This is a genomic window from Pedobacter sp. R-06, from assembly GCF_049913135.1.
GTDB lineage: Bacteria > Bacteroidota > Bacteroidia > Sphingobacteriales > Sphingobacteriaceae > Pedobacter.
On record NZ_CP183977.1, the window covers coordinates 580,083 to 594,888 of the forward strand.

Below are 14,806 nucleotides of genomic sequence, written 5' to 3' on the forward strand. Positions count from 1 at the left end.
GAGCGTAGTATCCTCGTTGTGCAATATTGTTTGGTTTACGCTACAAAGAAATCGTTTTAAATGCTTTCTTCCAAATTATTTTTAATGAGTCTAAATAATCTTTATTACTTAATGCTTATCATTTTATAAATGATACTAGTTTTAAGTTATATATTCTGTTTGCAGCGAGAAAAGATATCATTCCCCGAATAAATAATTCTCAATTATAAACTTTCTTATCAATCGTTATTCCATAAGCTCCCATATCTATGAAAGTATCATCCCCTTTTTCAAAAAGGAACTTAATTGTTTCCGGGATATTATGAACGTCCACTAACTTAGGATTATAGTCAGAGCTTAAAGCAATTAAGTAAAACCGCATTAAAATTTTAGCCTTTCCATTTTTTAAATAAACATCATAATTATATTTATTTAAAGCATTCAGACTATCAAGAGCAAGAGATATTAACGGATTGTTAACATTAGTTTTAACTAGTTGAATTCCTTTTTTTTTCTCTATCTCGATTTTTAAACTGAAAGTATAAACAGCTGTTGAATCTTTTATCATTTCGTGATTTATATTATTTAAAATAAATCGGGATAAAAGCTTTGCATCAAAGTGTACTAATTTATCCTGCGCTTTAAGATTAAAGCTGGAAACTAGTATCATTATAAAAAGTATCAATCGCATAATAAAATTTAAACTACATGTAAAATGTAAAAAATATATTATAAAATGTAATGATTTAAATACGGAGCTTGTTTAATTAGCTATGAAATATTATTAAGCTTTTTTCTTACTTCAGCTCAACCACACTTCCTCAAAAGGCTTAATTATAAGTGAAAATTCCGTTGCTATCTGTGCTGTTAATGTTTTTTACATTTGCCTTTAATGCGTATTTTGCTTTCGGTTGTGGTTGTTCAGTTGCAAAATGATATAAAAGGTTTTTACCTTATGAGGTCTTTAAATTCACCTGCTGTTCCGATCTGCGCGGTTCTGAGCTACAACTTTAATCGTTTCAGGTTATATCAGGCTTTTAGTAGTGGTATTTTTTCGAAAGAGATAAAATTTCGTAATAAAGTGGGAGGTTCTCCCACATTTTAAAAGCTATAAATGAGTGCGTTTGGAGAAAAACCCAGTAAATAAGAATTGGGCGGACGTAACACTTTTTAATATTTTATTTTAATAGGCTTATTATCAGTTGTTAAGGCTTTTTTCCTTATGCCGATATACTTATTCTAGGTATATTGCCGCACCATAATTGTAACAAAAAGGATGTGGAAAACTTTTTTGTGGTAAAAAGTGGTAAAAAGTGGTAGAACTATTTACTTTTACACTAGATATAAAGTGTAGATACCACTATGACCCAACTTTTAGGAGAATTCGATTGTAAACTTGACGCAAAGGGCCGCCTTATGGTGCCTGCTGCGCTTAAGAAACAATTGCCTAATGCCGAGAATGATGGGCTCATTATTAACCGTGGTTTTGAGAAAAACCTGGTGATCTATCCTAAAAATGTGTGGGATGCCGTTGTGGCCGATCTTGCCAAGCTTAATATTTACGATCAGGAAAACCGTGCATTTGTTAGGGCGTTTACGCGCGGGGCAACCGAGCTTTCGCTTGATGCAGCTGGCCGTGTGCTTTTGCCGAAATCTTTGGTAGAATATGCGGGTATCGGTAGTGATCTCGTGCTGGCCTGTCAGTTAGATCGTATCGAGGTGTGGGATAAAAAATCATACGAAGATATTTTTGATGATGTTCCGGCCAATTTTGCGAGCCTTGCCCAAAAAGTAATGGGAGATAAGAAAGGAGAGGCAGATGGCGAATAATTACCATGTTCCTGTAATGTTGCAGCCTTGTATTGATGGTTTGAATATTAAGCCGGATGGGGTGTATGTGGATGTTACTTTTGGTGGCGGTGGTCATTCGAAAGAGATTTTGAAACATCTTGGTCCGAAAGGGAAATTGATTGCATTCGATCAGGATCCTGATGCCCAAGCGAATGTTCCTGCCGACGATCGCTTTATTTTTATCGACCAGAACTTTGGTTTTTTGAAAAATAATCTCCGCTTAAAAGGTTTTAAGCAGGTCGACGGTATTTTAGCTGATCTTGGGGTTTCCTCGCATCAGTTCGATGTGCCGCAACGTGGTTTCTCTATTCGTCATAATGCCGATCTGGATATGCGTATGGATCAGCACCGTGATTTAACGGCTGCCGAAATATTGAATACCTATACAGAGGATATGCTGCATAAAATCTTTGGGATTTATGGAGAGGTGAAGAATGCTAAATCGTTGGCTCGTGCCATTGTAACCTCTCGTTTAGAACAGCCTTTTACCGATATCGACAGTTTGAAGGCGGCTATTGCTGGTTATATTCCTAAAGGAAAAGAGAATAAATATCTGGCGCAGGTTTTTCAGGCGCTACGTATAGAAGTGAATGCCGAAATCCAGGTGCTTGAAGATTTTTTGCAGCAGGCTGCTGACGTATTGAAGCCTGGCGGCCATTTAGTGGTGATGTCTTATCATTCTTTAGAAGACAGGCCGGTTAAAAACTTTATGGCGAAAGGCAAATTTCAGGGTGAGGTAGAGAAGGATTTTTTCGGAAACCAGCAAAAGCCATTTAATGTAATTACACGTAAAGCGATAATTGCCACTGATGAGGAGATTGCTCAAAACAATAGGGCCCGCAGTGCGAAACTAAGAATTGCAGAAAAGATATGAACAGGTTTAGGGAAGAGATAGAAGAGGAAGAGATTGGGCCCGAACCAGAGCTAAAAGCTGCGCCCAAAAGGGCAAAAACTGCTGAAGAAAAAATGGATAGCAATTCATTTATCAGCAAGCTTTTTAATGATGGATTAGTAAGTAAAGAGGCGGCAACTGATGCTTTGCCTTATTTGTGTTTTCTGGCGTTCTTGGGAATGATTTATATCGCCAACAGTCACTTTGCGGTAAACAATGTTCGCCAGATTGATAAATTAAATAAAGAAGTAAAAGAATTAAGATGGGAGTATAAATCCCTTAAGGCCGACCTGATGTTCAAGAGTAAACTGACAGAGGTTGCCAAAAAGGTAGATACCCTTGGTATAAAGGAACTGATTGAACCACCAAAAAAAATAATTGTTAAAAGCGATGAATATTAGAGCAAACATCTTGCTTCGTGTATATCTGGCATTTGGCTTAATTGTGCTTTTTGCTTTCGCGGTGTTTTTGCGCCTCGGTCAGGTACAATATGTGCAAGGGAAAAAATGGAAAGCTATGGCAGATAGTCTTTCTACACGATATGTAAATGTGGAAGCTACCCGTGGAAATATTTATTCTAACGATGGCAGTTTGCTGGCTACTTCGATACCAGAATACGAACTGCGCATGGATATGTTTGCTGGCGGTATTGCCGATGATAAAGTATTTAACGAGAAAGTAGATTCACTGGGTTATAAATTAGCTCAGCTCTTTCAGGATAAAACGGCTAAGGAGTATGCCAGATACCTGCGTAAAGGCCGTCAGGACAGCTCGCGCTATTTATTGATCCACCGTAAAGTGGGTTATGCTGATCTTAAAACCATCAGGACTTTTCCGTTATATAACATCGGTAAGTTTAGTGGTGGTTTAATTGCTGTTCAGCAGAACAAACGGATTCTTCCTTTTCAGGCTTTGGCTGCCCGTACCATTGGTTATAAAAATGAGAATGTTAAAAACGGAGTGGGTTTAGAAGGGGCTTATAAGGAATATATCAACGGCGAAACAGGAAAAAGATTAATGCAGCGAATTGCCGGTGGGGTTTATATTCCTGTTAATGAAGAAGCTGAAGTGGCTCCGAAAGATGGTGCTGATATTATTTCTACCATTGATATCAATATGCAGGATCTGGCGCAAAGTGCTTTAGAAAAACAGCTGATCAAATCGGAGGCCGATCATGGTGCGGTGATTGTGATGGAAGTGGCTACGGGCGAAATCCGTGCGGTAGCCAATTTCTCCAAAGTAGAAGAGGGAGTATATAAAGAGAAATTCAATTATGCCATTGCAGGTAACCAGGATCCGGGTTCAACTTTTAAACTAGCCTCATATATGGCTTTGCTGGAGGATGAACTGGTTGATACCAATACCATGGTTGGAACGGGTACCTATAAAATCCCTGGCCATACAATTAAAGATTCTCACGGAAGCATCGGTGTGGTAACCGTTAAAAAAGCATTTGAACAATCATCAAATGCCGCTATTGCTTATTTGATCAACAGTAAATATGGTGAGAATCCTAAAAAGTTTACTGATCATTTGTATGACTGGCATTTGAATGAAAAAATGGGTTTGCAGATTCCTGGGGAAGCCATGCCAGCTGTTAAGAATCCAAAAACCAATAAAAGCTGGAACAAAAATATGACTTTGCCGCAAATGGCTTATGGTTACGAGATGCAGTTAACGCCGTTAAAAATGCTTACCATGTATAATGCGGTGGCTAACAACGGTAAAATGGTAGCACCGATTTTTGTAAAGGAGATTAGAAGGCTGGGTAATCCGATCGAGCAGTTTAAAGCCAGGGTAATCAACGATAAAATTTGTTCTGATGTAACGTTGAGTAAGATCAAAAAAATGCTTGAAGGTGTGGTGTTGGAGGGTAGCGGAAAGCGCTACGTTTACAATTCGCTATATCCAATCGCGGGTAAAACAGGTACGGCCCAGGTAGCTGATGCAAACAAAGGATATAAGGCAAATAAGCAGTATCAGGCTTCTTTTGTAGGTTATTTTCCTGCTAATAAGCCAAAATATTCAATGATCGTGGTGATTAATGATCCGAAAGGTGATTATTACGGTGGATCAGTGTCAGGGCCGGTTTTCAGGGAAATTGCCGACCGTATTTATGCTAGCGATATGCAGATGTATAACGATATGCCAACCCGTTTGGTAGGTAACACGGGTAATCCGCCAACAAAAGCAGGACAGAGTAAAGCAACTCAGAAAGTGTATAAAGCATTTGGTTTTAAGCCGCTTTTTGCTTCAAAATCTGAGTATTACAATATTATAGATACCAGTGCAGGAACAGTTTTTCAGGAAAATAACGAGCGTAAAGGTGTGATGCCAAATGTGACGGGAATGGGGCTGAAAGACGCATTGTACCTTTTGGGGAATGCGGGGCTGAAAACAAAGGTTTCGGGTTCTGGAAAAGTGGTCAGTCAATCCATCATCGCCGGAACAAAGGTGGGTAAAGGATTGGGTGTACAAATTGAGTTGAATTAAGGTAAAAGGTATAGGGTTTAAGGTCTTGCTACTTGATACTCACTACTCGATACTAAAAAAATAAAAAAAATGCAATTACAGGATTTACTTTATGGCGTAACGATTAAAGAATTGGTTGGTAGAACCGATAGGGAAATCAATGCGCTGAATTTCGATTCGCGTAAAGTAAGTAAAGATGATATCTTTTTTGCTATAGTGGGCACTGTAGTTGATGGACACCAGTTTATTGAGCAGACTGTTCAGCAGGGAGCAGGTGTAATCATCTGTGAAAATCTACCAGAGATCGATGATTTTACCGTTACTTACATTAAAGTAGAAAACACTGCTGTGGCTTTGGGTATCATTGCCGGGAATTATTTTGGAAACCCGTCGGCAGATTTAAAACTGATCGGCATAACAGGAACGAACGGAAAAACCACCATTGCTACTATTCTTTTTAAATTATTTAAAGATTTAGGTTACAAAACCGGGCTCTTATCAACAGTAGAGAATTATATCAATGATACGGTTGTGGCGGCAACGCATACCACACCAAATCCGATCGCATTAAATCAGCTCTTAAGAGAAATGGTCGATGCAGGTTGTGATTACTGTTTTATGGAAGTAAGCTCTCATGCGGTTTCTCAGCACCGGATTGAAGGTTTGACTTTCTCGGGTGGTGTATTTTCGAATTTAACACACGATCATTTAGATTTTCATAAAACTTTCGACGCTTATCTGAAAGCAAAAAAAGCATTTTTTGATGTTTTGCCTAAATCGGCATTTGCATTGACCAATATCGATGATAAAAACGGTGTGGTAATGCTGCAGAATACAAAAGCACATAAAAAAACTTATGCGCTTAAACAACTGGCCGATTTTAAAGCAAAAATTATCGAGAACCAGTTTAGCGGGCTGCATTTAGATATCGATAACGAAGATGTTTACTTCAAGCTTGTAGGCTCTTTTAATGCGTATAATTTATTAGCGGTTTATGGAACAGCTATTTTGTTGGAACAGGATAAGTTAAAGGTGCTTACATTGTTGAGCCGTTTATCAGGCGCTGAAGGAAGATTTGATTACATTACCTCTGCAGATAAGATTATAGGTATTGTAGATTACGCGCATACGCCCGATGCTGTTCAGAATGTGTTGAGCACCATCGCCAATATCCGTAAAGGAACCGAGCAAGTAATTACCGTAATCGGATGCGGGGGAGATCGTGATAAAACAAAACGCCCTATTATGGCTCAGGTAGCATGCGATTGGAGCGATAAAGTGATCCTCACTTCCGATAATCCCAGAACGGAAGATCCACAAACGATTATCAGCGAAATGGAAGCTGGTGTTTCACCGACCAATAAACGTAAAACCCTTTCCATTTTAGATAGAAAAGAAGCAATAAAAACAGCCTGCCATTTAGCGCGGCCAGGAGATATTATTCTTGTTGCTGGTAAAGGGCACGAGAAATATCAGGAAATTAATGGCATAAGGAACCATTTTGATGATAAAGAAATTTTACTTGAACAACTAAAACCAATCAGCTAATGTTATATTTATTATTCGAATACCTGCATAAGCATTATGATATACCTGGGTTAAGGTTGTTTCAGTACATCACTTTCCGTGCATCTGTCTCTATTATTTTATCATTGATAATTACCACCGTTTATGGCCGTAGGTTGATTGATTATCTGCATAAAAAACAGGTTGGAGAAACGGTAAGAAATTTAGGTTTAGAAGGACAGATGCAAAAACAAGGTACGCCAACAATGGGTGGTATCATTATTTTGCTGGGCATTCTTATTCCGACCTTGTTATTTGCCAATATCTCCAATATCTATGTAATTTTAATGATAATCACTACGATCTGGATGGGGGTTGTGGGCTTTTTAGATGATTATATCAAAGTTTTCAAAAAGAATAAAGAAGGTTTAGCAGGTCGTTTTAAAGTAGTTGGTCAGGTTGGTTTGGGCTTAATTGTAGGTTGCACCATGTACTTCCACCCAAATATTGTGGTAAGGGAAACTGTACAGGACGATGTAAAAAGCACTTCTACGGTTCCGATGGTATTGCGCCAAAAGGGAGAAACCTTTTATTATACACAAGATGTAAAATCGACTAAAACCAATATGCCTTTTTATAAGAACAATGAGTTCGATTATGCAAAGGTATTGAAGTTTTTGGGTGCCGATTACCAGAAATATGCATTTTTCATCTTCCTGATCGTAACGGTATTTATCATTACCGCTGTGTCGAACGGGGCAAACATTACCGATGGGATTGATGGCCTAGCTACGGGAACTTCGGCAGTAATCGGGATTACCCTCGGTATTTTAGCTTATGTATCGGGTAATACCATTATGGCTGATTACCTCAATATCATGTATATCCCAAACTCTGCAGAGCTGATGATTTTTGCAGGTGCATTTGTGGGTTCCTGCGTAGGTTTCCTTTGGTACAACTCTTACCCTGCGCAGATTTTTATGGGCGATACCGGAAGTTTGGCCATTGGGGGAATCATTGCCTCATTTGCCATCATGATCCGCAAGGAACTATTAATTCCGATTTTATGTGGGATATTCCTGGTAGAACTGGTGTCGGTAATTATGCAGGTATCTTATTTTAAATATACCAAGAAGAAATTTGGTGAAGGTCGCAGGATTTTCCTGATGTCGCCTTTGCACCACCACTACCAGAAAAAAGGATACCACGAGGCCAAAATTGTTACCCGTTTCTGGATTATCGGAATCATGCTTGCGATTATGACTATAGTAACATTGAAATTGAGGTAGAGGATTAGAAGGTTTAGGGCTGAGGGTTTAGAGGTTTAAATGCCGAAGACTAAAGCTGAAAAGTAAAAGAGAGAATAATAAATATACTAAAATAAAATGAGCACGAATAATATCACATCAAGCAATACTAAGTCAGCGATGACCGGGCAGGGCCGTGTGGTTATTCTTGGTGCCGGTGAAAGTGGCGTTGGCGCTGCAAAATTGGCTCAGGCAAGAGGTTTCGATGTTTTTGTTTCAGATTACGGTGTAATTACCGATAAATATAAAGCTGCATTAGAAAAACTTTCTGTTCCGTTCGAATCTGAAAAACACACCGAAGAACTGATCTTAAATGCTACAGAAGTAATTAAAAGTCCTGGTATTCCGCCTACAGCGCCAATTATTAAAAAATTAGTTGCACAAGGGATTCCAGTGGTTTCGGAAATTGAATTTGCCAAAAGATATACCAATGCAAAAACCATCTGCATTACGGGTTCAAACGGTAAGTCGACTACGAGTTTATTAACCTATCACATCCTGAAAAATGCGGGTTTAAATGTGGGGTTAGCTGGTAACATCGGACAGAGTTTTGCAGCACAGGTTGCTACTGAAGATTACGAATACTACGTGCTGGAAATTTCGAGCTTCATGCTTGATGATATGTTCGCATTTAAAGCAGACATCGCTGTTTTGCTTAACATCACGCCGGATCATTTAGACCGTTACGATTATAAACTGGAAAATTATGCTGCATCTAAAATGCGGATTGTTCAAAATCAGAAAGCAGAAGATGTTTTCATTTATTGTGCAGATGACGAAGAGAGCCTGAAAGCCATTGCGCTGATAAAGCCTCTGGCAAAAGCCTTTCCCTTTTCAATTACTAAAAAAGTAGAACTGGGTGCTTATTTAGAAGAAACTACTATACATATCCTTACAGAACCAAATAACCAACTAACCATGTCTATTTCAGATTTAGCCCTACAGGGCAAGCACAACATTTACAATTCTATGGCCTCAGGCATTGTGTCTAAAGTTTTAGAATTAAGAAATGAGACCATCCGCGAAAGCATGGGCAATTTCAAAAATATTGAGCACAGGTTAGAGCATGTGGCCAAAATTTCGGGGATCGATTTTATCAACGACAGTAAGGCCACCAATGTGAACTCTACCTGGTATGCTTTGGAGAGTATGACCAGCGATGTGGTGCTGATTATGGGCGGTGTTGATAAAGGAAACGATTACAACATGCTTAAAGATCTGGTTAAAAGTAAGGTTAAGGCTATCGTTTGTTTGGGTAAGGACAATAAACGCATCCACGATGCCTTCGAGGATGATGTAGAAGTAATTGTAAATACCTTTTCGGCTGATGAAGCAGCGCAGATTGCTTTCCATCTGGCTAAGCGTGGTGATACGGTGTTGTTATCTCCGGCTTGTGCAAGTTTCGATCTGTTTAAAAATTACGAAGACCGCGGTAACCAGTTTAAAGCGGCAGTTAGAGAATTATAATAGGAGGTACAATATATGTTCCAAGCACTACTTAATAAAACAAAAGGCGATAGATGGATCTGGTTGATCATCATCCTGCTTTCGCTTATATCCGTAATGGCGGTGTATAGTGCAACAGGTACCTTGGCATATAAAAAAGGAGAAGCCGTAGAAAAGCTTTTGCTTACCAAACATTTAATTTTTGTGCTAATGGGTATCGGGATGATCTATATCGCCCACTTGCTCGATTATCGCTATTATGCGGGTATTTCGAAAGTACTGATGATCGTTACCATCCCTTTGTTGTTGTATACGCTAATATTCGGAACGAATTTGAACGATGCATCAAGATGGGTTAAAATACCGGTAATCGGATTAACCTTTCAGACTTCCGATTTGGCTAAACTCGCGTTGATTACCTTTTTGGCCAGAATGCTGACTAAAAAGCAAGAAAATATTAAAAATGTTAAAGAGTCATTTATACCCATTATGGGCTCTGTTTGTGTGGTATTTGTTTTAATCGCACTGGCCAACCTATCTACAGCATTAATGCTGTTTGGTGTAAGTATTTTGTTGTTAATTATCGGTAGGATCAGTATTAAACAGATTGCCATTGTTTGTGCGGGCGGTTTCGTTCTGCTATTGTTCGTTTTCTTTTTGGGTCCAAGGAGAAAAACCTACATGTCGCGTATCAATACGTTTATACACCCTGAAGTGCAGCATTCAGATAAAACTTTCCAGGCAGATCATTCAAAAATAGCTTTGGCGAGTGGGGGACTATTTGGTAAAGGCCCAGGTAATAGTACAGAAAAAAACTTTCTTCCACATCCTTATTCCGATTTTATTTTCGCCATTATTATTGAGGAATGGGGAACGTTTGGAGGGCTGATTGTTATGACTCTTTACCTGGTGCTTTTATACCGATGTATTAAGATCGTAACCCGGGCGCCCAAGGCATTCGGTGCATTGCTTGCGGCCGGACTGAGTTTCAGTCTGACCATACAGGCCTTTGCAAACATGGCAGTTGCGGTAGGACTGGGCCCGGTAACGGGAGTTCCGCTTCCATTGGTAAGTATGGGCGGTACATCCATGATCTTTACCAGTGTGGCCTTCGGGATTATACTCAGCGTAAGCCGTGATGTAGAAGAAAATGCAAATGCGTTAACAAAAGAAGAAAAAGAGAAAGTAAAAAATAAAATAATAATAGGTGAAATACCTGCAATAGCTTAAGATGAATCGTCATTGCGAGGAAGTATGACGAAGCATTCTATTTAAAAAATAATAAAGTAAAAATTTAACCACAGAGGACACGGAGGTTGGCACAGAGATTACAAAGAAATTGTTTATTCAATTGACCAACCCTAAGTGTGAAATCCGATAGAAAAACCTTGGTGCACTTAGCGCCTTTGTGGTAAACAAAAAGAATAAAAATCAGTGCCCTCTGTGAAAACTTTGTACACTCGGTGGTTAAAAAACAAAATGCTTAGCGTGCTTTGTGAAAAACTCAGCGCTCTTTGCGGTTAAATAATAATTAAAATGAATAATTCCCCAAAAATTATCATATCAGGTGGTGGCACCGGCGGGCATATTTTTCCCGCCGTGGCCATAGCCAATGCGCTAAAACGCATGGTGCCAACCTGTGAAATTTTATTTGTGGGTGCTATAGGCCGAATGGAAATGGAAAAAGTTCCAGCAGCCGGATATAAAATTATAGGATTGAATATTAGCGGGATGCAACGTGGGTCGATTATTAAAAATCTTGCGCTCCCGTTTAAGTTAATCGGTAGCGTGCGCAAAGCCATGCAGATTATCAATGATTTTAAGCCCGATGCTGTAGTAGGTGTTGGAGGTTATGCCTCAGGCCCACTATTGTATGCAGCCTCTTTGAAAGGAATTCCTTACCTCATTCAGGAACAGAATTCTTATGCCGGAATAACCAATAAATGGTTAGGTAAAAAGGCTTCAAAAATCTGTGTCGCCTTTGATGATATGGATCAGTTTTTTCCAGCAGATAGGATTATAAAAACAGGAAATCCTGTCCGCCAGGAAGTGGTTGATATTAAAGGGAAACATTTTCAGGGTGCTGAACTGTTAAAACTCGACCCATTGAAAAAGACCATTATGGTTACTGGTGGAAGTTTAGGCGCAGGTACTTTGAATAAAGCAATTGAAAAACATTTACCCGATATCCTTGCGCAAGATGTGCAGGTAATTTGGCAAACAGGTAAATATTACTACAAAGGGATTATAGAAAGGTTGGGTTTAGCATATCACCCCAATGTGCGCATCCTTGAGTTTTTAAATAAAATGGACCTCGCTTATGCAGCAGCAGATGTAATTGTGAGCAGGGCTGGAGCTGGAACCATTGCAGAACTATGTTTGATAAAAAAACCGGTGATATTGGTGCCTTCGCCAAATGTAGCAGAAGACCATCAAACTAAAAATGCGATGGCCCTGGTTAAAAATGGAGCCGCAATATTGATTAACGATCGCTCTGCAGAAGATACTTTGGTTAAAGAAACGTTGGCGTTATTAAATAACAAAGAACAGAGTGAAAAACTTTCAGAAAATATAGGTGAAATGGCATTGCCAGCAGCAGACGAAATTATAGCGAACGAGGTACTGAAATTGATTAAGTAAAGAAAAGATATAAGAAACTAGATGTGAGATATGAGAAGTTAGATTTGAGATTAGGCGTTATGTCGAAGTCTCAGATCTCACATCTCAAGTCTCACATCTCAACTAAAAAAATGGAACTAAGTAAAATAAATAGGGTTTTCTTTGTAGGTATCGGTGGTATCGGCATGAGTGCGCTTGCCCGTTATTTTGCTAAACGCGGACAAGTAGTTTGTGGTTACGACAAAACCAGGACTAAGCTGACCGAAACCTTAGAGCAGGAAGGCATTCTCATTACGTATCTTGATGAGGCTTCTTCGCTGCCCTGTGCATTTTTAGATGATCATGATGATACCCTTGTGGTTTATACTCCAGCGATTCCAAAAGATGCTAAAATTTTAAACCATTTTATTAATAAGGGTTTTGCGCTTAAAAAACGTTCTGAGGTTTTAGGGATCATCAGTAAAGGAATGTTCTGTATCGCAGTTGCAGGTACACACGGAAAAACCACAACATCATCTATTGTTGCACATATTTTAAAAGATACAGGCTACGATTGTACCGCTTTTTTAGGAGGAATAACCAGTAACTATAATAGTAATGTGCTTTTCGGTAAGAACAATGTTGTAGTGGTAGAGGCCGATGAATACGACCGTTCTTTCCTAACCTTGCACCCGGATGTGGCTGTGGTTACTTCTATGGATGCAGACCACCTGGATATTTACGGTGACAAGAGCCACCTCGAAGAATCTTTCCGTTTGTTTGCCGGCCAGCTTAAAGCAGAAGGTATACTTTATGCGCACGAAGGACTGCCGCTTGAGAAAAGCATCAGTTATGCAGCAAGTTCAACGGCAACTGCAAAGGCAGAGAATTTAAGGGTAGAAGGGGCGAAATTTGTTTTCGATTATACCGATAACACACAAAGTATCAAAGACATTAGTTTAATGCTTCCCGGTAAGCATAATGTCGAAAATACAACGGTTGCCATTGCCATTGCCTTACAATTGGGTATCGATGCAGAAAAGGTAAAACAGGCAGTTGCAAATTTTAAAGGTGTTAAACGCCGCTTCGAATATATTGTAAATAATGGCAATCAGATTTACATTGATGATTATGCACATCATCCTGAAGAACTGAGGGCTTGTTTTGATGCGGTAAGACAGTTGTATCCAGATAAAAAGCTAACAGTGATTTTTCAGCCGCACCTCTTTACGCGGACAAGGGATTTTGCTGATGAATTTGCAAAAGTTTTAAGCACTGCTGACGAACTGATGTTGTTGGAAATTTATCCCGCAAGAGAATTGCCGCTTGAAGGGATAAATGCACAGTTTTTATTGGATAAAATCACTTTGGCAGATAAAAAAATATGTGGAAAAGATTTTGTGGTTCAGTATGTTAAGGACACAAAACCTGAATTAATTTTAACAGTAGGTGCGGGAGATATCGATACAATTATCGAGCCCCTTAAAAATACTTTGAACCATGCTTAAACGGATAAACTGGAGCGCAATTTTTACTGGCTTTGTCTGGCTGATCTGCCTGGCAGGGGTGGTGGTGCTTTTGAGTTTTATCAATGTGAAGAAGCAGACGGTTAAATGTACCGATGTTAAGATCCTGATTCCGGGAGCAGATAATTTCATCGAGCGCGAAGAAATCGATGCCATTTTAAAAGAAGATCAAGGTGTGCTTTTAGGTCGTAACCTCGAGAATATCAACATTCATAAGATCGAGAAAAAATTGCAATCTAACCCTTATATAGGTTTTGCTAAAGTATATGTAGATATGGATGGGGTACTGCATATTGAAATAAAACAGCGCCAGCCTATCCTTCGCATATTGAATGAGAACGGGCAGGATTTTTACATCGATAATGATGGACTGAAAATGCCTATTTCATCAAACTTCACTGCTAATGTGTTGGTAGCAACAGGGCATATTACAGAGGTTTTTGGAAGCAGGGTTGATACTTTGCATACACAATTGGCAAGAGATTTATATAAAACTGCACAGTATATTAAGCAAGATACCCTTTGGGACGCTCAGATCGAACAGATTGTGGTTGATCAGAAAAACGACATCGAACTGATTCCAAGGGTAGGTAATCAGCGTATTGTTTTAGGTAATGCCGATTCGCTTGAAAAGAAAATGAAAAACCTGTTGCTGTTTTATAAAAAGGCAATGCCGCAGGTAGGTTGGGATACTTATAAAACCATCAATATTAAATATACCAACCAGATTGTTTGCGAAAAAAGAGATTCGACAGAATTAGGAAAAAAAGCAAAAACAATTTCTGCTGCCGATAGTTTGAGGATACAACGAAACGTAACCGATTCACTGATCAATAGCACAATTGTTGCGGCGATGGATGACCGGCCAGAAGCAGATGAAGCCGAAAAGGAGACGCCCAAAAAGCCCGAACCTAAAAAAGTTGAACCAAAAAAGGTAGAGGCACCTAAAGCTGAAGCGAAGAAGGCTGAGCCCAAAAAAGCTGAAGTGAAAACGTTAGTGCCTAAAAAAACAGAACCTATTAAAACAGAAGTAAAAAAGCCAGCGGTTACGCAGGCCACCAAACCAAAGGAAACAAAACCTGCGGATAAAAAAGAAAAACCGAAGCAAACGGTAACAACACAGCCAAAGCCGGCAAAATCTGAGGCCCAACTGAAGAAAGAGAAAGAAGCAAGAGAGAAAGAAATCAGGGCCCTGGAAAAACAGTATAAAACTCAGCAAAATTAACGAA

12 protein-coding genes are annotated in these 14,806 nt (G+C 39.2%); 11 read left to right on the forward strand and 1 reads right to left on the reverse strand.

Annotated features, from left to right (window positions below; all coding sequences use genetic code 11):
- Window positions 1–199: 199 nt before the first annotated feature.
- Complete coding sequence (locus tag ACN9MR_RS02340; RefSeq protein ID WP_426328077.1) at window positions 200–649, reverse strand: hypothetical protein; 450 nt, start codon at window positions 647–649, stop codon at window positions 200–202.
- 692 nt (window positions 650–1,341) lie between these two features.
- On the opposite strand from ACN9MR_RS02340, the gene mraZ reads away from it, so the two are divergent.
- The 11 genes from mraZ to ACN9MR_RS02395 all read left to right on the forward strand — a co-directional run bounded on the left by mraZ (window position 1,342) and on the right by ACN9MR_RS02395 (window position 14,802).
- A complete protein-coding gene (gene mraZ / locus ACN9MR_RS02345) occupies window positions 1,342–1,809 on the forward strand; it encodes a division/cell wall cluster transcriptional repressor MraZ (RefSeq protein ID WP_426328078.1) in 468 nt (155 codons plus the stop codon).
- Window positions 1,799–2,704 carry a 16S rRNA (cytosine(1402)-N(4))-methyltransferase RsmH gene (rsmH, locus tag ACN9MR_RS02350; RefSeq protein ID WP_426328079.1) on the forward strand — a complete coding sequence of 302 codons (906 nt, stop codon included), beginning with the start codon at window positions 1,799–1,801 and terminating at the stop codon, window positions 2,702–2,704. The genes mraZ and rsmH overlap by 11 nt, the downstream gene beginning before the upstream one ends.
- Window positions 2,701–3,123: an FtsL-like putative cell division protein gene (locus tag ACN9MR_RS02355; protein WP_426328080.1), complete on the forward strand. Its 423-nt coding sequence runs from the start codon at window positions 2,701–2,703 to the stop codon at window positions 3,121–3,123. The genes rsmH and ACN9MR_RS02355 overlap by 4 nt, the downstream gene beginning before the upstream one ends.
- Window positions 3,113–5,215, forward strand: coding sequence for a penicillin-binding transpeptidase domain-containing protein (locus ACN9MR_RS02360; RefSeq protein ID WP_426328081.1), 2,103 nt, complete (start codon window positions 3,113–3,115; stop codon window positions 5,213–5,215). The genes ACN9MR_RS02355 and ACN9MR_RS02360 overlap by 11 nt, the downstream gene beginning before the upstream one ends.
- Before the next feature lie 69 nt (window positions 5,216–5,284).
- Complete coding sequence (locus ACN9MR_RS02365) at window positions 5,285–6,742, forward strand: UDP-N-acetylmuramoyl-L-alanyl-D-glutamate--2,6-diaminopimelate ligase (protein WP_426328082.1); 1,458 nt, start codon at window positions 5,285–5,287, stop codon at window positions 6,740–6,742.
- On the forward strand, window positions 6,742–7,989 hold the full coding sequence (gene mraY, locus ACN9MR_RS02370) for a phospho-N-acetylmuramoyl-pentapeptide-transferase (protein WP_426328083.1): 1,248 nt from the start codon (window positions 6,742–6,744) through the stop codon (window positions 7,987–7,989). The genes ACN9MR_RS02365 and mraY overlap by 1 nt, the downstream gene beginning before the upstream one ends.
- 96 nt (window positions 7,990–8,085) lie before the next feature.
- Entirely contained in the window at window positions 8,086–9,474 is a 1,389-nt protein-coding gene (gene murD, locus ACN9MR_RS02375; protein WP_426328084.1) for a UDP-N-acetylmuramoyl-L-alanine--D-glutamate ligase, read from the forward strand.
- 15 nt (window positions 9,475–9,489) lie between these two features.
- A complete protein-coding gene (locus ACN9MR_RS02380; RefSeq protein ID WP_426328085.1) occupies window positions 9,490–10,683 on the forward strand; it encodes an FtsW/RodA/SpoVE family cell cycle protein in 1,194 nt (397 codons plus the stop codon).
- A gap of 306 nt (window positions 10,684–10,989) precedes the next feature.
- Window positions 10,990–12,093 (forward strand): undecaprenyldiphospho-muramoylpentapeptide beta-N-acetylglucosaminyltransferase, encoded by a 1,104-nt coding sequence (gene murG, locus ACN9MR_RS02385; protein ID WP_426328086.1) that lies wholly within the window; start codon window positions 10,990–10,992, stop codon window positions 12,091–12,093.
- A 110-nt stretch (window positions 12,094–12,203) separates the two neighbouring features.
- Entirely contained in the window at window positions 12,204–13,559 is a 1,356-nt protein-coding gene (gene murC / locus ACN9MR_RS02390; RefSeq protein WP_426328087.1) for a UDP-N-acetylmuramate--L-alanine ligase, read from the forward strand.
- Entirely contained in the window at window positions 13,552–14,802 is a 1,251-nt protein-coding gene (locus tag ACN9MR_RS02395) for a cell division protein FtsQ/DivIB (protein ID WP_426328088.1), read from the forward strand. Before murC ends, ACN9MR_RS02395 begins: the two co-directional genes overlap by 8 nt.
- Window positions 14,803–14,806 lie beyond the last annotated feature (4 nt).